Below are 22,949 nucleotides of genomic sequence, written 5' to 3' on the forward strand. Positions count from 1 at the left end.
TGTCATATCTTATCAGCCGACGCGTCGCCGATGTCATCAACTCCGCGTTCTTTAAGCAGATTCGTCAGCCAGTCCGGGTCCATCTCGGGGACCGAGGACAGCAGCAGGTCGGTGTACGGGTGGTGCGGCGGGCGGAACATCTCGGGCTTGGGGCCCTGTTCGACCACGCGCCCATCCTTCATCACCACGACCTCGTCGGCGATGGATCGCACGGTGGCCAGGTCGTGGGTGATGAACATGTAGGACAGGCCAAGCTCGTCCTGAAGGCGGGCGAGCAGGCGCAGGATGCCTTCGGCCACCAGCTGGTCGAGGGCGGAGGTGACCTCGTCGCAGATGATGAAGCGGGGCTCGGCCGCCAGCGCGCGGGCGATTCCGATGCGCTGCTTCTGCCCGCCGGACAGTTCCGACGGCAGCCGGTCGAGATATGTCTCGGGCGGCAGTTCGATCTGGTCGAGCAGTTCGGCCACGCGGTCGCGTTTCCGGCGGCCGCGCAGGCCCATGTAGAACTGGACCGGGCGGCCGATGATCTCGCCGATGGTCTTGCGCGGATTCAGCGCGGTGTCGGCCATCTGGTAGATCATCTGGACCTGGCGCAGCTGGTCCTTGGACCGCTTGCGGTAGTCCAGCGGCAGGGTCTCTCCGTCCAGCTCGACCTGGCCCACGCGCGGCGGCAGCAGGCCGGTGATGACGCGCGCGGCGGTGGATTTCCCCGAGCCGCTCTCGCCCACGACGGCCACGGTGCGCCCGGCATGGATGTCGAAGCTGACATCGTGCAGCACGTCGATCTTGCCGTAGGCGGCGGTGATCCCCTGGACCGAGATCACCGGCGTCGCGTCCACGGCCGGAGGCGGCTTGTCCGGGCGCTGGAATTCGCGGACGGCCCAGAGGCTCTTGGTGTAGTCTTCCTGCGGCTGCTCGAGCATCGAGCGGGTGTCGCTTTCCTCGACCTCGTCGCCGCGGAGCAGCACCTTGATGCGGTCGGCCATCTGCGCGACCACGGCGAGGTCGTGGGTGATGTAGATCGCTGCGGTGTCGAATTCCGCGACGATGTGGCGGATCGCGGCCAGCACCTCGATCTGGGTGGTGACGTCGAGCGCGGTGGTCGGTTCGTCGAAGATGATCAGGTCGGGCCGGCAGGACATGGCCATCGCCACCATCGCGCGCTGCAACTGCCCGCCCGAGACCTGGTGCGGGTAGCGGAACCCGATCTCGTCGGGGTTGGGCAGGCGCAGCTTGCGATACAGCTCGATGCCGTCCTCCTCGGCCTCGGCGCGGGTGGCGGTGCCGTGGGCGACGGGCGCCTCGGCGTGCTGGTCGATCAGCTTGTGCGCGGGGTTGAAACTGGCCGCGGCGGATTGGGCGACATAGGCGATGCGCTTGCCCAGAAGCTGGCGCTTCTGCTCGGCCGAGGCGTTCACGAGGTCGATCCCGTCGAAGGTGATCGAGCCGCCCGAGATTCGCACCCCGTCGCGGGTGAAGCCCATCGCGGCGAGGCCCAGCGTAGACTTGCCGGCGCCGGATTCGCCGATCAGGCCCAGCACCTCGCCCTTGTGCAGGGTCAGGTCGACGCCGTTGATGATCGGCGTCCAGGTCTCGTCGCTGCGGCCCTCGATGCGGATGTCGCGCATCTGGAGCAGGACGGGGCGGGCGGTGGTGTCGGTCATTCCTTGAGCCCCGAGGATCGGTGCAGCATCCAGTCGACCACGAAGTTCACCGCCACGGTCAGCAGCGCGATGGCGCCGGCGGCCATGATCGGCAGCGCGGCGGTCAGCGGCGAGAAGGCGGCGAAGTTGATGAACTGCGCGAGATCGCGGACCATCGTGCCCCAGTCGGCCAGCGGCGGCTGGATTCCGACGCCGAGGAACGACAGCGAGGCGATGGTCAGGAACACGAAGCAGAAGCGCAGGCCGAACTCGGCCAGGAGCGGCGCGTAGGCGTTGGGCAGGATCTCGCGGAAGATCAGGTAGCCCAGCCCCTCGCCGCGCAGCTTGGCGGCCTCGATGTAGTCCATGACGACGATGTTCATGCCCACCGCGCGGGACAGGCGGAAGACGCGGGTGCTGTCGATCACCGCGATGATGAAGACCATGTAGACCGTCAGCATCCAGCTTTGCGTCGCCCATGCGCTGGCGATGGTCATCAGCAGCAGCGCGAAGATCAGCGACGGGATCGCCATCAGCACGTCGACCGCGCGGGACATCAACTGGTCGAACCAGCCGCGCAGCACCGCCGCGAGGAACCCGAGCGATCCGCCCAGCACGAAGGCCAGCAGCGTTGTGACGAAGGCGATGCCGACGGTGTTCTGGGCGCCGTAGATCAGGCGGCTCAGCAGGTCGCGGCCGATCTGGTCGGTGCCGAGCGGATGCGCCGGGTTGCCGCCGGTGGCGGGGTTGCCGCCGGGCAGCGCGTTGACCTGGTCGAAGACCACCGCCTGCCCGTAGGGGGCGATCAGCGGCGCGAAGATCGCGAGGATCGCGTAGACGAGGATCACCAGAACCCCGAAGGCGGCGGTCAGCGGCATATGGCGGAACAGCTTGCGCGTCGCGGAGGTGCCCACGTGCCGGCCCAGCAGCCGGAACAGGAAGGCGGCGATGGCGAACACGATCAGCGCATGAACCGCCCAGCGGAAGAAGGTGACACCCGCCACGGGCGCGCCGGCCTCGGTCACGGCCGGTTGGAGGTAGTACCAGACCGCCCAGACCAGCAGCGCCAGCACGAAGGCATAGCCGAAGGCGACGGCGTAGGGCATGTCGCGGAAGCGCGGCGCGTTGCCGGTGGCGCGTCGCCCGACGAAGCGGCCGACCCAGGCAGCAACCGCAATCGCCACCAGCGCGATCAGGATCATGGTCCAGACGCTCATTTCGGGTGCCTCAGGCGGGGGTTGGACAGGATCGACAGGATGTCCGCCGTCAGGTTCAGCAGGATGTAGGCGGCCGCGAAGATCAGGCAGCAGGCCTGCACCACGGGGATGTCGCGGTTCTTCACGCTGTCGACGAACAGCTGACCGATGCCGGGATAGACGAACACCACCTCGACCACCACGACCCCGGTGATGAGATATGCGAGGTTCAGCGCCACCACGTTGATGATCGGCGCCAGCGCGTTGGGCAGCGCGTGGCGCACGATGACGCGCATCGGGCTGACGCCCTTCAGGCGCGCCATCTCGATATACGGGCTGGCCAGCAGGTTGATGATCGCCGCGCGGGTCATGCGCATCATGTGCGCCGTGACCACCAGCGTCAGCGTCAGCGCCGGCAGCAGCGTCTTTTCCAACCTCTCGGACAGGGTCATCCCCTCGTAGATGTTGGACAGGGACGGCAGGACCGGGTTCAGCACGGCGAGGAACAGGATCAGGATGTAGGCGAGGAAGAATTCCGGGCTGGAGATCGAGCTCAGCGTCGAGACGTTCGCCGCCTTGTCGAAGGCCGAGTTGCGGAACAGCGCCGCCAGGATGCCCAGCCCCACCGCGAAGGGCACCGCGATGCAGGCGGTGACGCCGGCGAGGAACATCGTGTTGGCGAAGCGCGGTGCGATCTGCGAAGCAACGGTGCGCAGGTTGTCGCCCCCGCCCATGTTCGACTGGAAGTTCATCTGCGCGTAGCTGACGCCGAGGTCGCCGCGCAGCGTGTCGCCCAGCCACGAGAAGTAGCGCAGGATTGCCGGCTCATCGAGCCCGAGGTCGCGCCGGATCGCGGCGACCGCCTGTGGTGTCGCGCCCTGTCCGAGGATGGCCTCGGCGAAATCTCCGGGCAGCATGCTGACGGCGCCGAAGATCACCATCGACACCACGATCAACGTCAGGACGCCCAGCGCCAGGCGCTGGGCAATGATCATGAAAACTGCGGTCACCGGCCCTGACGGTATCCTTGTTATTCTTTGCGCCGACCGTAACGGCCTTCGGTCGCAAGTAAACCCCCATACGGCGCATTCAGGCAGCGCGCGGGGACCGGCCGCGCCGCCGGGCGCGTCAGGCGTTCGCGTCGGCGATCTGGTCCATCACGCGCACCAGCTCGGCGCTGATGCCGGGTTCGGACAGGGCGTGGCCGGCGTTGCGGATCATCCGGAGGTCGGAATCGGGCCAGAGGCGGGCCAGTTCCCACGCGCTGTGGGGCGGGCAGATCATGTCGTAGCGCCCCTGCACGATGGTGCCCGGCGTTCCCGCCAGCCGGTCGACGTTCTTCAGGATCCAGCCGTCCTGCTCGAGAAAGCCGTCATTGACGAAATAGTGGTTCTCCAACCGCGCGAAGGCGCGGGCGTATTCGCCCGGCGCCTCGCCCCCCTGCCCGCTGGAGTAGACCGAGGCGAGCGCGTTCTCCCACGCCGACCAGGCTTGGGCATGTCGGGTCTCGGTCCGCAGGTCGCCCGAGAACAGCCGCTTGTGGTAGGCGGCGATCAGGTCGCCATGCTCGTCCTCCGGGATCATGTCGCGGAACCGCGCCCAGGGTTCGGGCCAGAACTGCCCCGCGCCGCCGCCATAGAACCATTGCAACTCGCGCCGCGTCATCAGGAAGACGCCGCGCAGCACAAGGTGGCGGACGCGGTCGGGGTGGGTGATGCCGTAGATCAGCGCCAGCGTCGCGCCCCAGCTGCCGCCGAAGACGACGAAGCGGTCGATGCCCAGCGCCTCGCGGATGCGCTCGACATCCGCCACGAGGTCCCAGGTGGTGTTGTCGGTCACGCTGGCATGGGGCCGCGAGCGGCCGCAGCCGCGCTGGTCGAACAGGATCACGCGGTAGGTGGCCGGGTCGAAATAGCGCCGCATCGCCGGGCTGCAGCCGCCGCCGGGGCCGCCGTGCAGGACGATCACGGGAACTCCGGCCGGATTGCCGCATTGTTCCACGTAGATGCGGTGCCCGGCGCCCACGTCCATCATGCGCTGGTCGAACGGGTCCGACGGCGGATAGAGATACTGCACTGCGCGTTTTTGGCCCAGGTCTTTGTCCATTCTGCCTCTATATTGCGGGCGGCAGGGAAATGACCATGAGGAATGTCATGCAAACCACCGTCGAGCCGTCCGAGATCGCCAAATTCGAAGCCATGGCCGCAGAATGGTGGGACCCGGAGGGCAAGTTCAAGCCCCTGCACATGCTCAACCCCTGCCGGCTGGACTACATCACCGACCAGATCGCCGGCGAGTTCGACCGCGACCTGTCGGCGCAGGCGCCGCTCGAGGGGCTGCGCATCCTCGATATCGGCTGCGGCGGCGGGCTGCTGTGCGAGCCGATGGCGCGGCTGGGCGCGACCGTCGTGGGCGTCGACGCGGCCGCGCGCAACATCCCCGTGGCGCAGACCCACGCGGAACAGTCTGGGCTGGAGATCGACTATCGCCACACCACCGCCGAGGCGCTGGCCGAGGCGGGCGAGCAGTTCGACGTGGTGCTGAACATGGAGGTGGTCGAGCACGTCGCCGACCCGCAGGATTACCTGGATGCCTGCGCGCGGCTGCTGAGGCCGGGCGGACTGCACGTATGCTCGACGATCAACCGCAACCCAAAGAGCTTCGCCATGGCAATCGTCGGCGCGGAATACGTGATGCGCTGGCTGCCCAAGGGCACGCACGAATGGAAGCGCTTCATCACGCCGGACGAGCTGTACGGACACCTGCGCGCGGCGGGGCTGGACCCGGTCGACCGCAAGGGCTTTGTCTTCAACCCGGTGACCTGGCGCTGGTCGCTGTCGGACCGGGATCTGTCCGTGAACTACGTGACCGCGGCCCTTCGACCGTGACGTCGCTTGCGGGGCTTTCGCCGGGCGGTCCGCGCGTCTAGGTATTTGAGCAACGTAGGAAAGGAAGGACGCACATGTTCCAAAAGAGCAAGGACCCGATCACAAGGACTGGCCTGGGCATCATCGGGGCGGTTGGCGTCGCGCTGATCGCCGTCGCGTTGTGGACCACGTTCGTCCCCCTGACCGACGGCGAACCGGACTCCGACACGGTCCCCAGCGCCGATGACGGCCCCCCCGTGGGTCCGCTGCCGCAGGTCGGCGACGGCGAGAGCCTGGAGAGCGTCGTCGAGGAGACCGGGGGCGAGGACACCGAACTTGCCGAGGAACTGGCGCAGGACGAGGCGGCGCAGGACGCGACAACCGTGACGGACGAGGCCGAAGTGGAAGCGGTCGAGGCGGATCAGGCCGAAGCGGCCCCGGATGCCGTCGCCGTTGCGGAAGAGGAAACGGCCGCAGCCGGTGACCCCCCGCCGCTGGAGGCCGGGGACGATGCGCAGACGCCCGATATCGGCCAAGACGCCGCCGATACACTTGCCGCGGAGGAGAGTGCCGCGGCCGGCGATCCGCCGCCGCTGGATGTCGCCGGGGAAGCCGGCGCGCAGGAGCAGGCACAGGCCGATGCCGGCGCGCAGTTCACCGAAGAGGGCATGGCCCTGCTCACCGCCGATGCCGAGGCCGGCGCACGCGTGTGGAACCAGTGTCGCGCCTGCCACGTTGCCGACGAGGAGCAGAACCGCGTCGGGCCGCATCTGGTGGACATCGTCGGGCGCCAGATCGCCTCGGTCGAGGGGTTCAACTACAGCAACGCGCTGCAGAACGTCGAGGCCGAGCACTGGACCCCGGAGGAGCTGGACGCCTGGCTGGCCGATCCGCGCGGTTACGCGCCGGGCACCACGATGAGCTATCAGGGCCTGCGCGACGCCGAAGACCGCGCCAACCTGCTGACCTGGCTCTACGAGATGCAGCAGGGCGAGTAAGCGGCCGAATTGCGCACCCACGAAAGAGGACGGGCGGCCATCGGCCGCCCGTTCGCATCTCACCGGTTGCCGGGTGCGACAGCACCTCCCGGCCGGATCAGCCCGCCAGAAGCGGGTCGAGCTTGCCCGCGCGATCGAGCTCGTAAAGCTCGTCGCAGCCACCCACGTGGGTCTTGCCCACGAAGATCTGCGGCACGGTGCGGGCACCGCCGGCGCGCTCGATCATCTCGGGCTTGCGCTTGGGGTCGGCCAGCACGTCGATCTCGGTGAAATCGACGCCCTTGGACTTCAGCAGCCGCTTGGCGGCGTGGCAGAACCCGCACAGGGGCGAGCTGTAGACGACGACATCCTGCATTGTTCTCTCCTGACTCTGTGGCTGCCTTTCATCTAGGCATCCTTGCCGACGCGTGCCAGCACCGCGACGCAGACGCGGGTGGCGCCGGCGGCATGGCAGGCCTTGGTCGCGGCGGCCAGCGTCGCGCCCGAGGTCATCACGTCGTCGACGATCAGCACCGGGCGCCCGGCGATCAGGGACGCGCGGCGGGGGTTCACCGTGATCCGCCCGTCGAGCAGGGCAAAGCGCTCCTCCTTGGTCTTTCCATCGAGCGAGGGGGTCGCCCGCGGGCGCAGCAGCGCGTCGGGCGACCAGTCGATGCCCAGCCGTCCGGCCAGCGCGTGGCCCAGCAGCGCCGACTGGTTGTAGCGCCGCTTCAGCAACCGCCGCAGGTGCAGCGGCACCGGAACGACGATCATGCCCTCGCTCACGATGGGGCGGGTGAGGCGCGCCATCCAGTCGGAGGCGGGGCGCGCGATGTCGTGCCGGTCGCCGTGCTTCAGCGCCAGCACCAGCCGCCGCGCGGTGTCGCGGTAGACCAGCGCCGCGCGGCCCTGGTCCCACGGGCGGGGCACGGACAGGCAATCGTCGCACAGCTCGCCCCGGTCGGATTCGCCCGGCAGGGGCAGGCCGCAGGCGTCGCAGGCCAGCCCCGCGACGAAGGGCGTATCGCGCCAGCACGGGCCGCACAGGCCGAAATCGCTGTCCACCCCGTCGCCGCAGGACAGGCAACGCGGCGGGTAGACCACGCGCAGAAGCGTTTGCAGGACCGCGTGCGCCATCCTATGTGCCCTTCATGTCCGATATGCCCCGCCTGACCGACCGCGCCGCATTGCAGCGCCACCGCGACCGCGCCGCGCGCGATCCCGCGCTGTTCCTGCACGAGGCCGCCCGCGACGTGGCTCAGGATCGCCTGAGCATGGTAAACAGGTCCTTTACGGATGCGGCGATCGTCACGCCCTTTCCGCAGGTCTGGGAAGGATTCGCGCCCGGCGCACGGGTCGTGCCCGACGCGCCCGTGCTGGACCTGACCGAGGGCGCGCACGACCTGGTGATCCACGCGATGGCGCTGCACTGGGCCGACGACCCGGTGGGCCAGCTGATCCAGTGCCGCCGCGCGCTGCGGCCCGACGGGCTGATGCTGGCCTTCACGCCGGGGGGTCGCACTCTTACGGAATTGCGCGCCGCCCTTGGCCAGGCCGAGGTCGAGGTGACCGGCGGGCTGAGCCCCCGGGTCGCGCCCATGGCCGAGATCCGCGATCTCGGCGCGCTGCTGCAACGCACCGGGCTGGCGCTGCCGGTGGCGGATTCCTGGACGCTGGACGTGGAATACGCCGGCGCGCTGAACCTGATGCGCGACCTGCGCGCGATGGGTGAGACCAACGCGCTGAACACCCGGCTGCGCAGGCCCACCCGCCGCGCGGTGCTGCTGCGCGCGGCGGAATTGTACGCCGAGGGCTTTTCCACGCCGCAGGGGCGCGTGCGCGCAACCTTCGAGATCATCACGCTGACCGGCTGGGCGCCCGACGCGTCGCAGCCGCAACCGCTGCGCCCCGGCTCGGCCGCCGCGCGCTTGGCGGATGCGCTGAACACGCAGGAGACAAAGCTGGACGATTGACCTGTACCGCCGGGGCGATAGGTATGCGCGAAACACGACAAGCCGGGAAGACGAACATGCTGGACGCAACCGGGCAGGCGACGCGCCCCGCCCACGCCCCCGCCGACCATCCGAAGATCCCGGGGCCCAAGATCGGCATCCTGCTGGCGAATCTCGGGACTCCGGACAACTACGATTACTGGTCGATGCGGCGCTACCTGAACGAGTTCCTCTCGGACCGCCGCGTGATCGACTACAGCCCGTGGAAATGGCAGCCGCTTCTGCAGCTGGTCATCCTGACCAAGCGGCCGTTTTCCAGCGGCGCGGCCTACAAGTCGATCTGGAACGAGGACAAGGGCGAAAGCCCGCTGATGACGATCACCAAGGACCAGACCGCCAAGATCGCGGCGCAGATGCAGGCGCAGTACGGCGACCGGGTGATGGTCGATTTCTGCATGCGCTACGGAAACCCGTCGACGAAATCCAAGGTCCACGCGATGGTCGAGGCCGGCTGCCGGCAGATCCTGTTCTTCCCGCTGTATCCGCATTACGCGGGCGCGACCTCGGCCACCGCGAACGACGCGTTCTTCCGCGCGCTGATGGAGGAGAAGTGGCAGCCGACGGTCCGCACGGTCGATCCGTATTTCCAGCATCCGCTTTATATCGAGGCGCTGGCCCAGTCGATCGAGCGGGCCTATTCCAAGCTCGACAAGCGCCCCGACATCCTCGTGTGCTCGTACCACGGCGTGCCCAAGCGCTACCTGCTGGAGGGCGATCCGTATCATTGTCACTGCCAGAAGACGACGCGCCTGCTGAAGGAGCGTCTGGGCTGGAGCGACACCGAGATCACCACCACCTTCCAGAGCCGCTTCGGTCCCGAGGAATGGCTGAAGCCCTACACGGTCGAGGAGGTCGCGCGGCTGGCGCGTGACGATGGCAAGAAGGACATCGCCGTCTGCGCGCCCGCCTTCAGCGCCGACTGCATCGAAACGCTGGAAGAGATCAACGAGGAGATCAAGGAAAGCTTCGAAGAGGCGGGCGGCGAGCGTTTCACCTACATCCCGTGCCTCAACGACGACGACGCCCACATCAAGGCGCTGAGCGCGGTGATCGAAGAGAACCTGCGCGGCTGGGTCGACTAACGCGGCCGAGGATCGCACGAGTGCAACAAAAAAGGCGGTGCCGCGGCACCGCCTTTTTCGTGTCTGTCGCTGCTCTTACGAGTGCGAGGCAGCTGCCAGGATCGCAATGAACAGCAGCGGGATGACCACGCCGGCGGCCGAGGAGGTCTGTTGCGTCTCTTCGACGACGACGACGGGCTCCATTTCCATGACCACTTCGTTCTTGCCTCCGGCGAAGGCAGAAGTGGCGGCAGCGGCGGACAGCAGCGCGGCGAGTGCGAGATTCTTCATCATATCCTCCAGTCGTTTGCCCGTTGCCCGTGCGGGTCATGCACGTGCGCCAAGCATCAAGATCAAGTCGTGACTGAGGTTATGCAGCAGAAACCGGCTCTTGCAATTCCGCCACGCCTGCGGCCCGTGATGCCGGACCGGCCTTCGTCAAATAAGCAACACCTGCGTGCCCACTTCGGCCATCTGGTACAGCTCTTCGATATGCTCGTTGTAGAGTCCGATGCAGCCGTTGGACGACCGGCGCCCGATCTTGCGCGTGTCGTGCGTGCCGTGGATGCGGTAATACTGCCAGCTCAGGTGCAGCGCGCGGGTGCCCAGCGGGTTGTCGGGGCCCGGCGGCACGTAGTCCGGCCAGTCGGGATTGCGCTGTTTCATCGACGGCGTCGGGCGCCAGTCGGGGGCAGGGTCCTTGAACGTGACCCGCGTGCGGCCGCGGCGGGTCAGATCCTCGGTCAGGGGCACCGACGACGGATACAGGTGGTAACGGCCGCTTTCTTCCCAGAAATGCAGCGCGCGGGAATCGATGTCGACCAGGATCGCGCCCTGGTCGAGGTTGCTGAAATACGGCTGCCAGTCGAGCGTGCGAAACGACGAGACGTTGCGGCGCACGATCTCGGACACGTCGTTTTCCATCTCGGTCGAGCCTTGCGTCTGCGCGAAGGCGGGCGTCGCCACCAGAGCCGCGCTGCCCGCCATGAAACTGCGCCGATTAAGGCCAAGCCCATTCTTCTTCATCATCGTTTCGATTCCTTTGCCGCAAACCGTTGACATCAGATATGGCGCCTACGCTGCAGCCGCAAATCAAACCCGCGTGCGTTGGCCGAATCGGGCTTAAGTTGGTTTGAAGCCCTGCGCGGCGCGGGATAAGGTGCAGCGATCTGCATTGTAGTCGGAAAGATAATGCCCATGACGACGCGCCGTTCCCTTCTTTTTCTCTCTGCCGGCTTTGCACTTGCAGCCTGCACCGCACCCATGACGACCCTGCCGCCGGAGCTCGGGCCGGACGGAGAACCGCTGCCGCGGGCCTACCGGCCCGGGAACGAGGCGACCGTGCAATACCGGATGCTCGATTCTGTCAACGCGTTGCGGGCCTCGGCCGGCGCACCGCCGCTGGAACTGAACGCGCAGCTGAACGCCGCGGCGGCGACGCATGCGCGCGACATGGCGGTGCAGAACCGGCCGTGGCACTTCGGCTCGGACGGCTCCTCGCCGGTCGACCGGGCGCGGCGCGTCGGCTATTCCGGGCGCCTGGTGGGCGAGGCGATTTCGGAAACCTACGAAAGCGAGCTCGAGACGCTGGCCGCGTGGATGGAGCAAGAGAACGTGCGCGAGGTGATCCTCGACCCGTCCGCGCGTGACATGGGCTTTGCCTGGCATCAGGAAAACAGCGGCAAGCTGTGGTGGGTCATGGAACTGGGCGCGCCCGGCCTGTCGCCGGTTCCGGGCATGTGAAGGCGCCAAGGCCCGCCGGTGAGACGGCGGGCCGCACCGGTCAGGGCATGATCCGGATCGGCGTGCCGTCGCGCACCATCGCGTAGATGTCGCGCATGTCGCGGTCGGTGACCGCGATGCAGCCGGCGGTCCAGTCGCGCGCACCCGGCCTGCGTCCGTCGTTGGGCATCCCGTGAATGAAGATGTCGCCGCCGGGAGACAGGCCCAGTGATGCGGCGCGGGTCACGTCCTCGGTCCGGGGATAGTCGATGCCGATCGACAAGTAGTACTTCGAGTTCGGGTTGCGCCGGTCGATCGTGTACTCGCCCTCGGGGGTGCGGCCGTCGCCTTCGAACTGCTTGTGGCCGTCGGGGGCGAAGCCCAGACCCACGTCGTAGGATTTCAGCACCTTGTTGTGGTGCAGCAGGTACATGCGCCGGTCGCTCTTGTCGACGAGCACCTGCGTGACCTCGGGGCCGTGATACGTCTTGAATTTCGAACTGCATGCCGACAGCGCCATCGCGGCCGCCAGCAGCAGCATCAGTCCCATCGTTCTCATTTTTCGGTCCGCTCGTTTGCCGGTTTTTTGGTCTTGCCTGTTTTCGGTAACCATAGCGTAAAAGGCTGCGCCGGCATAGCTCACGAATTCGGGGGAGGTGCGTCCGAAAGCCGCTTCTCGATCGTCTCGAGCCGGCGCAGCACCTCGTCGCGGTAGGCGTCGGTGGCCTCGCCCTCCTCCTTCTGGTGGGCGTCCTGCATCGAGTTCACGATCAGGCCGACCAGCAGGTTCACCACGGCGAAGGTCGTCACCATGATGAACGGCACGAAGAAGGCCCAGGCGTAGGGATAGATCTCCATCACCGGGCGGACGATACCCATCGACCACGATTCCAGCGTCATGATCTGGAACAGCGAATAGGCCGACCGACCGAGATCGCCGAACCATTGCGGGAAGGTGTCGCCGAACAGCTTGGTCGCCATGACCGCGCCGATGTAGAAGATCAGCGCCATCAGCAGGAACACGCTGCCCATGCCCGGCAGCGCGGTCACGAAGCCCTCGACCACGCGGCGCAGGCGGGGTGCGACCGAGATCACGCGCAGCACCCGCAGGATGCGCAGCGCGCGCAGCACCGACAGACCCTGCGCTGCCGGCAGCAGCGCGATCCCCACGATGACGAAGTCGAAGACGTTCCAGCCGTCGCGGAAGAAGCGCCAGCCATAGGCCACCAGCTTGAGCGCGATCTCGATCGTGAAGATCGCCAGGCAGATCCGGTCCACCGCGATGATCAGCGGACCGGCGGCGGCCATCGCATTCTCCGACGTCTCGAGGCCGAGCGCGACGGCGTTGATCAGGATCACTGCGATGATTCCGTTACGCACCACCGCGCGCTGGAGGACTTCCCCCAGTCTTTTGCGAAATCCCATGCGTCAGCGCTCCAGAGTGAGGGTTGCGGCCAGTTCCACGTGCGTCGACCAGCGGAACTGGTCGATCACCCGCACCGGCCCAAGCGCGTAACCGGCGGCGATCAACGCGGCGGTGTCGCGGGCGAAGGTCACGGGGTTGCACGACACGTGTGCTATGCGCGGCACGCGGGCGCGGGCGATCTGGTTTATCTGCGCCTCGGCCCCCGCGCGGGGCGGATCGATCACGACAGCGTCGAAGCGGGCGAGTTCATCGGGCAGCAGCGGGTTGCGGAACAGGTCGCGCGCCTGCGTCGTGACCTTGCGCAGGCCCGTCGCGTGGCGCCATCCGCGGTCGAGCGCGGCCAGCATTTCGGCATCGGATTCGTAGGCGGCGACCTCGGCGGTCTCGGCCAGCGGCAGGGTGAAGGTGCCGCAGCCGGCGAACAGGTCGGCCACGCGGGCGGCATCGCCAACTGCGTGGCGCACGGCGTCCAGCAGCGCGGCCTCGCCCTCGGCGGTGGCCTGCAGGAAGGCGCCCGGGGGCGGGGCGACCTGCGCACGGCCGAAGGTCTGCGTCGGCGGGCGGCGGGTCAGCGTCTCGCCGTCCCAGGACAGGCGGGCCAGGTCGTGGGCCTGGGCAAGTTCGGCGAAGGCCACCGGGCCGGGGCGCGCACCCCCGCGCACCGCGACATCCAGCCCGCCGTCGCTGTCGGTGACCAGCACCGAGATCTCGGACTTGCGGCTGGCACCGGCGGCGGTCAGCGCCTCGACCACGGGCAGCGCGGCGGACAGCGCCGGCCGCACGACCAGGCAGTCGGGATTCTCGACGATGACGTCGCTGCCCTTCTGGTGGAAGCCGGCAGTGGCACCCTTCTTCGTGCGGCGGGCCGAGAAGGTCGCGCGGCGGCGCGAGTGCGGCGGGGAGGTTTCCGTCAAGCGCACGTCCGCCTCGATCCCCTGCGCGGCCAGCGCGCGGATCACCACGTCGCGCTTCCACTCGGCCGTGAAGTCCAGCGCCGCGTGCTGCAGCTGGCAGCCGCCGCAGCGCTTCGCATGGCGGCAGGGCGGCGAGACGCGTTCGGGCACCGGTGTGACGATGCGGGGGGCGGCCATGTGGCCGGCGGCGATCTCGCCCTCGACCACCTCTCCGGGCAATGTGCCGGGGGCGTAGACGGGGCCGCCGTCCACGCCGGAGGCGATGCCGTCGCCCTGGTGGCCCAGCCGCTCTATCACGATCCTGTCCAAGGCTTCCCCGCCGCGTTGATCCGCCCGTCGCCTACCTTGCGCGGGCGCACCGATCAAGCGGCGCGATCACTCGGCCGCGCGCACGGAATCGTCATCCTCGTCATCCGAGCCGATGAAGCCGCCGGACTGGCGTTCCCAGTAGCGGGCGTACAGCCCGCCTCGGGCCAGAAGGTCGTCGTGCGTGCCGGTCTCGACGATGCGGCCGTCGTCCAGCACCACGATCCGGTCCATGCTGGACAGGGTCGACAGGCGGTGCGCGATGGCCAGCACGGTCTTGCCCTCCATCACGCGTTCCAGCGCGTCCTGGATGCTGGCCTCGACCTCGGAATCCAGCGCGCTCGTCGCCTCGTCCAAGACGAGGATCGGTGCGTCCTTCAGGATGGCGCGCGCAAGGGCGATGCGCTGGCGCTGACCTCCCGACAGCTTCACGCCACGCTCGCCCAGGTAGGCGTCATAGCCCTTGCGGCCCATGTGGTCCTGCATGTCCTGGATGAACTCGTGCGCCTCGGCCCGGCGGGCGGCGTCATAGACCTCTTCGTCGGTGGCGTTCGGGCGGCCGTAGCGGATGTTATCCATCGCCGAGCGGTTGAACATCGCGGTTTCCTGCGTGACCATCCCGATGCGGTGGCGCAGGCTTTCCTGCGTGACGCGGCTGACGTCCTGCCCGTCGATCTCGATCGCGCCCTGTTCGGTGTCGTACATGCGCAGCAGCAGCGACACGAGCGTCGACTTGCCCGCGCCCGAGGCGCCCACGATGCCCAGCTTCTCGCCCGGTGCGATGGTCAGGGCGATGTCGCGCACGCCGCCGCCTTCTTCGCGCCCGTAGCCGAAGGTCACGTCGCGGAACGCGATCTCTCCGGCCTCGACGGCAAGGTCGGTGGCGTCCTCGGCGTCGATCAACCCGTGCGGCGGGGTGAGGGTGCGCATGCCGTCCTCGACCTCGCCCACGTTGGCGTAAAGCGCCATCAGCGTGAAACTGACCCAGCCGGTCATCTGCGCCAGCCGCAGGCTGACGGCGCCGGTGGCGGCGATGTCGCCCGCGCTGACCAGCCCCTGCGACCAGTACCAAAGCGCGCCGCCGACCAGCAGGATCGGCAGGATGCCCGCCAGCCCCATCAGGCAGAAGCGGAACAGGGCCGAGAGATACCCGAACTCGATCGTTCGGTCGCGCAGACCGCCCATCGCGCCCAAAGCGGCGCGGTCCTCATGCTCGGCATGGGCGAACAGCTTGACGGTCTTGATGTTGGTGACCGTGTCGACCACCTGCCCCGACACGTTCGCCCGCGCCGCCGCCCGCGCCTTCGACCGCTTGCGGACACGGGGCATGAAGTAGCGGATCATCCACAGGTAGACGGCCATCCACAGCACCAGCCCCCCGGCGATGCGCCAGTCGACCGTGCCCAGCATGAAGATCGCACCCACGACCGAGGCGAGCGCGAACAGCACCGTCTGCACCACCTCGACCACGGCGTCGGTCAGGGCGCGGGCGGTCTGCATCTCCTTCTGGGCGATGCGGCCGGCGAAGTCGTCGTCGAAAAAGGTCACGGACTGGCCCAGCGTGTAGCGGTGCAGGCGCGACAGGACGAGGTTGAAGACGTTGGGCGCGATGGCGATAGACTGCATCGCCGCGTTGGCGCCCATGGTTACGGGCCGCACGATCAGGAAGAACAGCAGCGCCAGGATCAGGATGCCCGCCTGGTCCGAGAACACGTTGCCCGCCTCCGAAGCCAGCGCGGCGTCGACCACCACGCCCAGCATCAGCGCGGCCAGCACCTCGACCACGCCGGCGACGATGGACACGCCGCCGGCCAGCGCCAGCGGCTTTTCGGCCCCGCGCATCGCCCAGCGCAGGAACCGCGCCAGCGTGCGCGGCGGCGCACCGTCGGCGTGGGAAAACGGGTCGATCCAGGTTTCGGGTCTCATTCGGCAGCCTGCGTGTCGGGGTCGAGGAACCCGCCGGATTGGCGGGCCCAGAACCGGGCATATAGCCCGCCCTGCGCCAAAAGCGCGTCGTGGGTGCCATCCTCGACGATGCGGCCCTCGTCCAGCACGATGATCCGGTCCATCGCGGCGATGGTCGACAGCCGGTGCGCGATGGCGATGACGGTCTTGCCCTCCATCATGCCATACAGCGTGTCCTGGATCACCGCCTCGACCTCGGAGTCCAGCGCGCTGGTGGCCTCGTCCAGAAGCAGGATCGGCGCGTCCTTGAGCATCGCGCGGGCCAGCGTCACGCGCTGGCGCTGCCCGCCCGACAGCTTGATGCCGCGCTCGCCCACCTGCGCATCGTAGCCGCGGTTGCCCTTCGGGTCGACGAGGTCGAGGATGAAGTCGTGCGCCTGCGCGCGTTTCGCGGCCTCGATCATCTGCGCCTCGGAGGCGTCGGGGCGGCCATAGAGCAGGTTGTCGCGGACCGAGCGGTGCAGCAGCGCGCTGTCCTGCTGGACCATGCCGATGGCGCGGCGCAGGCTGTCCTGCGTCACCTTCGAGATGTCCTGCCCGTCGATCTCGATCACGCCGCGCTCGGCGTCGTAGAAGCGCAGTAGCAGCTTGACCAGCGTGGACTTGCCCGCGCCGGACCGGCCGACAAGGCCGACCTTCTCGCCCGGCTTTATGGTCAGGTCGACGCGATCCAACCCGCCGGCGCCGCGCCCGTAATGGTGCGACACGCCCTCCAGCCGGATCTCTCCCTTGTCCAGCTTCAGCGGCTGCGCGCCGGGCGCATCGACCAGCGTGACGGGTTGGGCGATGGTCTCCATCCCCTCGGCCACCACGCCGAGTTGGCGGAAGAAGGTGGTCAGCGCCCACATGATCCAGCCGGTCATGCTGTTCAGCCGAAGCGTCAAGGCGGACGCCGCCGCAACGGCGCCGGTCGTCGCTGCGCCCTGCATCCACAGCGCGATCGCCCAGCCGACGACGCCGACGATCAGCAGCCCGTTCAGCAGGGTCAGCGCCACGTCCATGATCGTGTAGATCCGCATCTCGGTCCCGAAGGTGCGACGGGTCTTCTCGATCGCCTCCTTCGCGTAGTCCAGTTCCCTGTCGTGATGCGCGAACATCTTGACCGAGTGGATGTTGGTATAGGCGTCGACCACGCGGCCGGTGACCTCGGAGCGGGCATCCGACGCGGCCTTGGACGCGGGGCCGACGCGCTTGATCACCCACGACATCAGGACGGCATAGCCGATCAGCCACAGGATCAGCGGCGCCATCAGCCGCGGGTCGGCGCCGTTCAGCACGATCAGCGCGCCCAGCACGTAGGCCAGCGAATAGGTGATCGCGTCGAAGACCTGGAACACCGCCTCTCCGGCGGCGGGGGGCGTCTGATGATGCGATTGGCGATGCGGCCGGCGAAGTCGTTCTCGAACCAGCCCACCGACTGCCGCAGCACGTGACGATGCGCCCGCCAGCGGATCAGCGTGCCGAAATTGGGCATGATCGCGTTGTTGAGCACCAGCACGTCGAGTGCCTGGAAGGCCGGGCGGATCAGCAGGACGAAGACGCCCAGCGCGATCAAGGCGGTGCCGTGGTCGGCCCAGACCTGCGCGGGGTCGCCCGACAGGATGTCGACCACCCAGCCCATCGCCCAGATCAGCCCAAGTTCGACCGCTGCGACGGTGACGCTGAGGATGCCGGCGACGATGAAAACGCGTTTGAACGGCCGCGCGTAGTCGAGCATGAACGGCCAGAGCCGACGCGGCGGGCGGTCGGTCTGCGGGTAGTCCGCATAGGGGTCGACGAGGGACTCGAATCTCCGGAACACCGGACTCTCCTTTCGCGGGCAAGCTAGCCCGGCGTCACGCGCTTCCCAACCGGTTAACGCAGAAGGTCGTTCCGCGTCAGCGTGAAATCCGAGGCGATCCAGCGCGCTTCCAGTTCGCGAAGCCTTTGGCCCAGCGCGGGACCTTCGTAGGTGGGCATCAGGTCACGCGCCGTGACGGGAAATCTTGCACTGGCGCCGCGGTCGATCCTTTCTGTCGCATCGGTCGGCAGCGGCTGGTCCAGCATGGCCGCGCGCAGCACGGCGACGTCGCGCGCGGTGTCGGCGCCGTGGCGCCAGGCCAACTCGGCCAGGCCGGCGGGCGCGCCGGTGGCGTCGTGCAGCAGGGCCAGTCGCCGCGCGTCGGCCTTCGAGTGGCGCAGGTCCTCTGAGCCGTCGCAGCCCAGCGCGGCCAGCCGACGCAGGGCATCCGGCGGCAGGTTCAGCGCGGGTTCGAGCGCGATGAGCGGACCCAGCGCGCCGGGATCGGCGCCGGGCAGAACCGCGCGCAGCACGCCCACCTGCACCATGACGGCGACGGCGGGCCCCGGGTCGGGCGCGGCCATCAGCTTGCGCAATTCGGCACCGACGCGTTCGCGCGACAGCTTTTCCAGCCCGTCGAGATTGCGCGCGATCCCGTCCAGCGCATCGGCGTCAAAGCCCTGGTCGGGGTCGCCATACCACGCGGCAAAGCGGAAGAAGCGCAGGATGCGCAGGTAATCCTCGGCGATGCGGTCCGAGGGCTGGCCGATGAAGCGGACGCGGCGGGCCTGCAGGTCGGCGAGACCGCCCAACGGGTCGATCAGCCGCCCGTGCCGGTCGGCGTAAAGCGCGTTCATGGTGAAATCGCGCCGCGCGGCATCCTCCTCGACCGTGTCCGAGAAGCGCACCACCGCGTGTCGGCCGTCGGTCTCGACGTCCGCGCGGAAGGTGGTGACCTCGAATCCCAGTCCCTCGGCCACCACGGTGACGGTGCCGTGTTCGACGCCGGTGGGCACCGGCTTCAACCCGGCGGCCCTGGCCAGCGCGATCACCCGCTCGGGGTGCGCATCGGTCGAGATGTCCACGTCGGCGACCGGCGCGCCCAGCAGCGCGTTGCGCACGCAGCCGCCCACCGCGTAGGCGGCGTGCCCTGCCCCGTCGAGCATCGCCATCACCGCCTGCGTGGCGGGCGCGTCCAGCCAGTCGCCGCTGACGCGGGTCACGGGTTCACCCGGTCGGCCAGCCCCCGAAGGATGCGCGCGGTGGCGCCCCAGATGTAGTAGGGTCCGAAGGGTGCCGTGTAGTAATGCCGCCGCGTTCCGCGCCAACGCCGGGCCTGCTGCCAGTAGCGCGCCGGGTCGGTCACGTGCTCGAACGGGACGGTGAAGATTTCGTCCACCTCGCCGGGTTCGGGCACGGGATTGAACGGGCCACGGATCAGGCCCAGCACCGGCGTCATCAGGAAACCGGTGACCGTCTCGTGCGTGGGCATCGTGCCAAGCACCTCGACCGTCTCGGGCACGAGCCCGACCTCTTCGTGCGCCTCGCGCAGGGCGGCGTCGATCGCGTCGGCGTCGATCTCGTCCTGCTTGCCGCCGGGAAAGGCGATCTGGCCCGGGTGGTGCTTCAGCCGGGACGAGCGTTTCGTCAGCACCAGCGCCAGTCCGTCGCCGCGTTCGACGAAGGCGACCAGAACGCCCGCCGGGCGCAGGGTGCGGCCCGGTGGCAGCACCGCGTCGGGATTCAGGTCGAAATCGGAAGAGGCCGGGTCGTCCGCCCCGGCCACCGCCCGCAATGCGGCTATCTGCTCAGCCTTGCCCATCGCCGGCCTCGAACCCCAGCGTCGCGGGGTCCAGATCGTAGTGCGCGCCGCAGAACTGGCAGTCGGCGGTCACGCGCCCTTCCTCGGTGGTCATCTTCTCGATGTCCTTGGCCGAGTAGATCGACAGGCTCTGGCGCACGCGGTCCTCGGAGCAGGTGCAGCCGAACTGGACCGGCTGGCTGTCGAAGACGCGCGGCGTCTCTTCGTGGAACAGGCGCACCAGAAGGTCGGTCGGCGCCACCTGCGGGCCGATCAGCTCCATCTCCTCGACGGTGTTCAGGTGCATCGTGACGCGGTTCCAGTTCTCCTTGTCGTCGCCGTCCACCAGGTCGTGCGCCTCGAGCAGCCCTTCGTCGCCCGAGCCGCCGCCCTGCGCGAAGGGCGACGCCTTGGGCATGTGCTGGAGCATGATGCCGCCCGCGCGCCAGTGTTCCTTGACGCCCGGCTCGGTCGAGCGGCCGTAGGACAGCGCGAAGATTGTCGGCAGCTGTTCGGACTGTGCGAAGTAGCTGGCGGCGCAATCCGAGAGCGAGGTGCCGGCGATGGGCGTGATGCCCTGGTAGGGCGTCATCCCCTGGCCCTGGTCGATCAGGATGGCGAAATAGCCCTTGCCCAGCTGGTCGAACCCGCGCGCGTCGGTGACGCGGTCGCGGTCGAAGCTGGCATAGGCGCGGATGCGCGCAGGCTCGCCTTCCTCGGACGGTCCGTAATAGTCGGTGGCAATCATGCGCACCGGGCCATCGGTCTGGACCTGCAGCGACAGTTTCCAGCGCAGCTTGATCGTCTGGCCGATCAGCGCGGTCAGCAGGGCCATCTCGGCCACCAGCGCCTCGACCGCGGGGGGGTAGTCGTGCTGCCGCAGCACGCCGGACAGCACGCCGTCGAGCCGCGCGATGCGGCCCCGCATGTCGGGCCGGTCAAGCTGGAAGGGCAGGACGGTATCGTCCCAGGCGATTTTTGTGCCGATGCTCATGGGGTTTCCTTGTGGGCCGGTCGCAGGCATAGGTGTGCCATATAGGCATGACGCGGCGCGACGCAACGGGGGAGCGATGATCCGACGGTACGGTGCGCCGCCCGATCCCGGCCGGCGCTGGACGCTGCGCCCGGGGGTCTACGCGATCCTGCCGCGCGACGGCGCGCTTCTGCTGACCCACCAGAGCGACCCGGTGCCGGAATACCAGCTGCCGGGTGGCGGCATCGAAGCGGGCGAGCATCCGGTTGCCGCGCTGCACCGCGAGGTGTTCGAGGAAACCGGCTGGAGCATCGGCCCGCCGCGGCGGCTGGGAGCCTTCCGGCGGTTCACCTTCATGCCGGAATACGACCTTTGGGCCGAAAAGCTGTGCACGATCTACCTGGCACGGCCGGTGCGCCGCCTTGGTGCGCCGTCCGAGCCGGGGCATCTGGCGTGCTGAATGCCCGACGCCGAGGCCGCGGCGCTGCTGGGCAATCCCGGCGACGCGGCCTTCGTGGCCGGCTTGCCTGTCACGGAGTCTCGACGCTGAGCGCGTCGAATTCGAGAAGCGCGGCCGAGACGTCGTCTCCCAGGTCGCTGTCGACGAGCTCGGTGCGCAGGCGCCAGAACATGTCGTGCAACAGCTCCTCGCCCCGTGCATGGGCGGCGGTCTGGCGGAAGAGGTCGACCAGCCCCTGCTCCTCCAGCATCGAGCCGTCGCGCATCCGCGCCTCGGTGAAGCCGTCGGAATAGATCAGCAGGCGGTCGCCCGGCGCCATGTCGAAGCGGACCTGGTCGTAGCGAACGTCCGGCACGAGCCCGATCGGCAGGCCGCCCTCGCCCAGCAGCCGGATCTCGCCATCGGCGCGCAGCAGGATCGGCGGCGGATGTCCCGCCTGGACCATCCTCATCTCTCCGCTGTGCAGGTCGCCGGTGACGTAGGCCATCGTCAGGTATTCATCGACGCCCGGGTCGGCCGCCAGCCGGCGGTTGAGCTTTTCGGCGACCACCTCGGGCGGGTGCAGCGCGAAATAGCGATCGAAGCGGCGTTCCAGCGCGAGGTTCTGGTCGGGGAAGCGGCTTGACAGGTAGCCCGCCACACGCGCGGTCACCATGGCCGAGGTGATGCCGTGGCCCGAAACGTCGATGCCGTACATCCCCAGCCGCCCGGTCCCGGGGCTGAACATGCCGACGAGGTCGCCGCCGACGTGACCGCAGGGCTGCAGCAGCAGGCTGACCCGCGACGTGCCGAACAGGCGCGAGCGTTCAGGCACCAGCGCCTGCTGGATGGTCCGCGCCTGCTTCAGATCGCGGTCGATCTCGGCATGCAGGACGCGCAACTGGTCCAGCGCCTCGCCCAGCTGGCGGTTGCGGTCGGACAGCGCGCGCTCCATCGCGAGGACGCGCGAACCGGCACTCAGGCGCGCGCGCAGTTCCGGCGCGTTGACGGGCTTCGACAGGAAGTCATCGGCGCCCGCGTCCAGCCCCTCGGCGACCTCGGCCTTGTCGGTCTTGGCGGACAGCAGGATGAAATAGCCGTAGCCGTCGTGCGGCAGGTCACGGAACGCCCGGCACAGATCGACGCCGCTCATGCCGGGCATCATCCAGTCCGAGATCACGATGTCGGGCGGCGCGGCAAGACACGCCTCGATCGCCTGCTCGCCGCTCTCGGCCTGCGCGACGGCAAAGCCCCAGCGTTCGAGCATCGAGCGCAGGATTCGCAACTGCACCCTGCTGTCGTCGACGATCAGCACGTGGCGCACGGATGCCGGCCGCCCCGCCGGGTCGGTCTTGGGGTCGTGCGACGAGGGACCGGCGCGTTGCATCCGACGAAAAGAACCGGTGCCGATTAAGAAGCTGTGAACCCTAAAATGCGACGCAAAGAGCGATTTGGCGCTCGTCCTTCGTTCACCCTTTTCCCCCAATCTCGGGAAAGCCCCGGAGCGCGGGAAAAGGGGATGTGCGATGATCGACTGGGCACGCGTGTGCGAACTGCGCGACGAGATCGGCGCGGAGGACTTCGAGGAGGTGGCCGAGCTTTTCCTGACCGAGGTGTCGCAATGCATCGCGGACCTGCCGGCGGCGCGAAGCCCGGCGGTGCTGCGCGAGCGGATGCACGCGCTGAAGGGCGCGTCGCTGAACCTGGGCTTCGCCGCGCTGGCCGATATCTGCCGCGCCGGGGAACGGGCGGCCGCGCAGGGCGACATGAACGCGGTGCGCCCGGCCGAAGTCCGCAACATCTTCGCCGCGTCGCTGGCCGCTTTCGAAGCCGAATTCGCCCGGCGCTTCGCCGCGTAAACGCGACA

General features: G+C 68.4%; 22 protein-coding genes and 2 pseudogenes. 7 read left to right on the forward strand and 17 right to left on the reverse strand.

Annotated features, from left to right (window positions below; genetic code table 11):
- Positions 1–2: 2 nt before the first annotated feature.
- From BLW27_RS01495 to pip, 4 genes are all read right to left on the reverse strand, one after another.
- Complete coding sequence (locus tag BLW27_RS01495; protein ID WP_089878124.1) at positions 3–1,664, reverse strand: ABC transporter ATP-binding protein; 1,662 nt, start codon at positions 1,662–1,664, stop codon at positions 3–5.
- Positions 1,661–2,860 (reverse strand): ABC transporter permease, encoded by a 1,200-nt coding sequence (locus tag BLW27_RS01500; RefSeq protein ID WP_089878126.1) that lies wholly within the window; start codon positions 2,858–2,860, stop codon positions 1,661–1,663. Before BLW27_RS01500 ends, BLW27_RS01495 begins: the two co-directional genes overlap by 4 nt.
- Positions 2,857–3,834, reverse strand: a complete 978-nt coding sequence (locus tag BLW27_RS01505; RefSeq protein WP_177177800.1) for an ABC transporter permease — start codon at positions 3,832–3,834, stop codon at positions 2,857–2,859. Before BLW27_RS01505 ends, BLW27_RS01500 begins: the two co-directional genes overlap by 4 nt.
- A 133-nt stretch (positions 3,835–3,967) precedes the next feature.
- A complete protein-coding gene (pip, locus tag BLW27_RS01510; RefSeq protein ID WP_089878133.1) occupies positions 3,968–4,945 on the reverse strand; it encodes a prolyl aminopeptidase in 978 nt (325 codons plus the stop codon).
- Between the two features lie 47 nt (positions 4,946–4,992).
- Here pip and ubiG point away from each other — a divergent pair, with 47 nt between their 5' ends.
- A complete protein-coding gene (ubiG, locus tag BLW27_RS01515) occupies positions 4,993–5,727 on the forward strand; it encodes a bifunctional 2-polyprenyl-6-hydroxyphenol methylase/3-demethylubiquinol 3-O-methyltransferase UbiG (RefSeq protein ID WP_089878135.1) in 735 nt (244 codons plus the stop codon).
- A gap of 74 nt (positions 5,728–5,801) precedes the next feature.
- On the forward strand, positions 5,802–6,704 hold the full coding sequence (locus BLW27_RS01520) for a c-type cytochrome (RefSeq protein ID WP_089878138.1): 903 nt from the start codon (positions 5,802–5,804) through the stop codon (positions 6,702–6,704).
- A 97-nt stretch (positions 6,705–6,801) separates the two neighbouring features.
- Here the strand turns inward: BLW27_RS01520 and grxC are convergent, their stop codons facing one another.
- Positions 6,802–7,059, reverse strand: a complete 258-nt coding sequence (gene grxC, locus BLW27_RS01525; protein ID WP_089878141.1) for a glutaredoxin 3 — start codon at positions 7,057–7,059, stop codon at positions 6,802–6,804.
- Between the two features lie 32 nt (positions 7,060–7,091).
- Positions 7,092–7,820, reverse strand: coding sequence for a ComF family protein (locus BLW27_RS01530; RefSeq protein WP_089878143.1), 729 nt, complete (start codon positions 7,818–7,820; stop codon positions 7,092–7,094).
- 14 nt (positions 7,821–7,834) lie between these two features.
- Between BLW27_RS01530 and BLW27_RS01535 the strand changes: the two genes are divergently transcribed.
- Both BLW27_RS01535 and hemH read left to right on the forward strand, forming a co-directional pair.
- Positions 7,835–8,656 carry a methyltransferase domain-containing protein gene (locus BLW27_RS01535; RefSeq protein ID WP_089878146.1) on the forward strand — a complete coding sequence of 274 codons (822 nt, stop codon included), beginning with the start codon at positions 7,835–7,837 and terminating at the stop codon, positions 8,654–8,656.
- Between the two features lie 56 nt (positions 8,657–8,712).
- Positions 8,713–9,777, forward strand: coding sequence for a ferrochelatase (gene hemH, locus BLW27_RS01540; RefSeq protein ID WP_089878150.1), 1,065 nt, complete (start codon positions 8,713–8,715; stop codon positions 9,775–9,777).
- A 75-nt stretch (positions 9,778–9,852) separates the two neighbouring features.
- On the opposite strand, the gene BLW27_RS01545 is transcribed toward hemH, so the two are convergent.
- Positions 9,853–10,047, reverse strand: coding sequence for a ferrochelatase (locus tag BLW27_RS01545; RefSeq protein WP_089878715.1), 195 nt, complete (start codon positions 10,045–10,047; stop codon positions 9,853–9,855).
- 147 nt (positions 10,048–10,194) lie between these two features.
- Complete coding sequence (locus BLW27_RS01550; protein WP_089878153.1) at positions 10,195–10,785, reverse strand: L,D-transpeptidase; 591 nt, start codon at positions 10,783–10,785, stop codon at positions 10,195–10,197.
- Positions 10,786–10,953: 168 nt separating this feature from the next.
- Between BLW27_RS01550 and dalA the strand changes: the two genes are divergently transcribed.
- Positions 10,954–11,499, forward strand: a complete 546-nt coding sequence (gene dalA / locus BLW27_RS01555; protein WP_425429269.1) for a divisome-associated lipoprotein DalA — start codon at positions 10,954–10,956, stop codon at positions 11,497–11,499.
- Positions 11,500–11,539: 40 nt separating this feature from the next.
- On the opposite strand, the gene BLW27_RS01560 is transcribed toward dalA, so the two are convergent.
- The 8 genes and pseudogenes from BLW27_RS01560 to hslO all read right to left on the reverse strand — a co-directional run bounded on the left by BLW27_RS01560 (position 11,540) and on the right by hslO (position 20,664).
- Positions 11,540–12,037, reverse strand: a complete 498-nt coding sequence (locus tag BLW27_RS01560; RefSeq protein WP_089878156.1) for a L,D-transpeptidase family protein — start codon at positions 12,035–12,037, stop codon at positions 11,540–11,542.
- 80 nt (positions 12,038–12,117) lie between these two features.
- Positions 12,118–12,903: an ion transporter gene (locus BLW27_RS01565; RefSeq protein WP_089878159.1), complete on the reverse strand. Its 786-nt coding sequence runs from the start codon at positions 12,901–12,903 to the stop codon at positions 12,118–12,120.
- A gap of 3 nt (positions 12,904–12,906) precedes the next feature.
- Positions 12,907–14,127: a class I SAM-dependent RNA methyltransferase gene (locus BLW27_RS01570; RefSeq protein ID WP_089878162.1), complete on the reverse strand. Its 1,221-nt coding sequence runs from the start codon at positions 14,125–14,127 to the stop codon at positions 12,907–12,909.
- Positions 14,128–14,193: 66 nt separating this feature from the next.
- Positions 14,194–16,050 carry an ABC transporter ATP-binding protein gene (locus BLW27_RS01575; protein WP_089878165.1) on the reverse strand — a complete coding sequence of 619 codons (1,857 nt, stop codon included), beginning with the start codon at positions 16,048–16,050 and terminating at the stop codon, positions 14,194–14,196.
- Positions 16,047–17,890: pseudogene (locus BLW27_RS01580) on the reverse strand (ABC transporter ATP-binding protein). Before BLW27_RS01580 ends, BLW27_RS01575 begins: the two are co-directional and overlap by 4 nt.
- Before the next feature lie 53 nt (positions 17,891–17,943).
- Positions 17,944–19,092, reverse strand: coding sequence for a CCA tRNA nucleotidyltransferase (locus tag BLW27_RS01585; RefSeq protein ID WP_089878168.1), 1,149 nt, complete (start codon positions 19,090–19,092; stop codon positions 17,944–17,946).
- Positions 19,089–19,691, reverse strand: coding sequence for a CoA pyrophosphatase (locus tag BLW27_RS01590; protein ID WP_089878172.1), 603 nt, complete (start codon positions 19,689–19,691; stop codon positions 19,089–19,091). Before BLW27_RS01590 ends, BLW27_RS01585 begins: the two co-directional genes overlap by 4 nt.
- A complete protein-coding gene (gene hslO, locus BLW27_RS01595) occupies positions 19,678–20,664 on the reverse strand; it encodes an Hsp33 family molecular chaperone HslO (protein WP_089878175.1) in 987 nt (328 codons plus the stop codon). The genes BLW27_RS01590 and hslO overlap by 14 nt, the downstream gene beginning before the upstream one ends.
- Positions 20,665–20,740: 76 nt before the next feature.
- On the opposite strand from hslO, the pseudogene BLW27_RS01600 reads away from it, so the two are divergent.
- Positions 20,741–21,193 (forward strand): annotated as a pseudogene (locus tag BLW27_RS01600) (NUDIX domain-containing protein).
- Here BLW27_RS01600 and BLW27_RS01605 read toward each other — a convergent pair.
- Positions 21,174–22,469 (reverse strand): PP2C family protein-serine/threonine phosphatase, encoded by a 1,296-nt coding sequence (locus BLW27_RS01605; RefSeq protein ID WP_089878181.1) that lies wholly within the window; start codon positions 22,467–22,469, stop codon positions 21,174–21,176. The pseudogene BLW27_RS01600 and the gene BLW27_RS01605 overlap by 20 nt on opposite strands.
- A gap of 139 nt (positions 22,470–22,608) precedes the next feature.
- Between BLW27_RS01605 and BLW27_RS01610 the strand changes: the two genes are divergently transcribed.
- Positions 22,609–22,941 (forward strand): Hpt domain-containing protein, encoded by a 333-nt coding sequence (locus BLW27_RS01610; protein ID WP_089878184.1) that lies wholly within the window; start codon positions 22,609–22,611, stop codon positions 22,939–22,941.
- The last annotated feature ends 8 nt before the right edge of the window (positions 22,942–22,949 follow it).

The organism is Citreimonas salinaria (assembly GCF_900107235.1).
Lineage (GTDB): Bacteria > Pseudomonadota > Alphaproteobacteria > Rhodobacterales > Rhodobacteraceae > Citreimonas > Citreimonas salinaria.

Excerpts from the sequence above, each read along its gene's own strand:
- BLW27_RS01530 (WP_089878143.1), bottom strand. The coding sequence starts at position 7,820 with ATGGCGCACGCGGTCCTGCAAACGCTTCTGCGCGTGGTCTACCCGCCG.
- BLW27_RS01590 (WP_089878172.1), bottom strand. The coding sequence starts at position 19,691 with ATGGGCAAGGCTGAGCAGATAGCCGCATTGCGGGCGGTGGCCGGGGCG.
- dalA (WP_425429269.1), top strand. The coding sequence starts at position 10,954 with ATGACGACGCGCCGTTCCCTTCTTTTTCTCTCTGCCGGCTTTGCACTT.
- ubiG (WP_089878135.1), top strand. The coding sequence starts at position 4,993 with ATGCAAACCACCGTCGAGCCGTCCGAGATCGCCAAATTCGAAGCCATG.
- BLW27_RS01505 (WP_177177800.1), bottom strand. The coding sequence starts at position 3,834 with ATGATCATTGCCCAGCGCCTGGCGCTGGGCGTCCTGACGTTGATCGTG.
- BLW27_RS01500 (WP_089878126.1), bottom strand. The coding sequence starts at position 2,860 with ATGAGCGTCTGGACCATGATCCTGATCGCGCTGGTGGCGATTGCGGTT.
- BLW27_RS01575 (WP_089878165.1), bottom strand. The coding sequence starts at position 16,050 with ATGAGACCCGAAACCTGGATCGACCCGTTTTCCCACGCCGACGGTGCG.
- BLW27_RS01535 (WP_089878146.1), top strand. The coding sequence starts at position 7,835 with ATGTCCGATATGCCCCGCCTGACCGACCGCGCCGCATTGCAGCGCCAC.
- BLW27_RS01565 (WP_089878159.1), bottom strand. The coding sequence starts at position 12,903 with ATGGGATTTCGCAAAAGACTGGGGGAAGTCCTCCAGCGCGCGGTGGTG.
- pip (WP_089878133.1), bottom strand. The coding sequence starts at position 4,945 with ATGGACAAAGACCTGGGCCAAAAACGCGCAGTGCAGTATCTCTATCCG.
- BLW27_RS01610 (WP_089878184.1), top strand. The coding sequence starts at position 22,609 with ATGATCGACTGGGCACGCGTGTGCGAACTGCGCGACGAGATCGGCGCG.
- BLW27_RS01545 (WP_089878715.1), bottom strand. The coding sequence starts at position 10,047 with ATGAAGAATCTCGCACTCGCCGCGCTGCTGTCCGCCGCTGCCGCCACT.
- hemH (WP_089878150.1), top strand. The coding sequence starts at position 8,713 with ATGCTGGACGCAACCGGGCAGGCGACGCGCCCCGCCCACGCCCCCGCC.
- BLW27_RS01605 (WP_089878181.1), bottom strand. The coding sequence starts at position 22,469 with ATGCAACGCGCCGGTCCCTCGTCGCACGACCCCAAGACCGACCCGGCG.
- BLW27_RS01520 (WP_089878138.1), top strand. The coding sequence starts at position 5,802 with ATGTTCCAAAAGAGCAAGGACCCGATCACAAGGACTGGCCTGGGCATC.
- BLW27_RS01550 (WP_089878153.1), bottom strand. The coding sequence starts at position 10,785 with ATGATGAAGAAGAATGGGCTTGGCCTTAATCGGCGCAGTTTCATGGCG.
- grxC (WP_089878141.1), bottom strand. The coding sequence starts at position 7,059 with ATGCAGGATGTCGTCGTCTACAGCTCGCCCCTGTGCGGGTTCTGCCAC.
- BLW27_RS01495 (WP_089878124.1), bottom strand. The coding sequence starts at position 1,664 with ATGACCGACACCACCGCCCGCCCCGTCCTGCTCCAGATGCGCGACATC.
- hslO (WP_089878175.1), bottom strand. The coding sequence starts at position 20,664 with ATGAGCATCGGCACAAAAATCGCCTGGGACGATACCGTCCTGCCCTTC.
- BLW27_RS01560 (WP_089878156.1), bottom strand. The coding sequence starts at position 12,037 with ATGAGAACGATGGGACTGATGCTGCTGCTGGCGGCCGCGATGGCGCTG.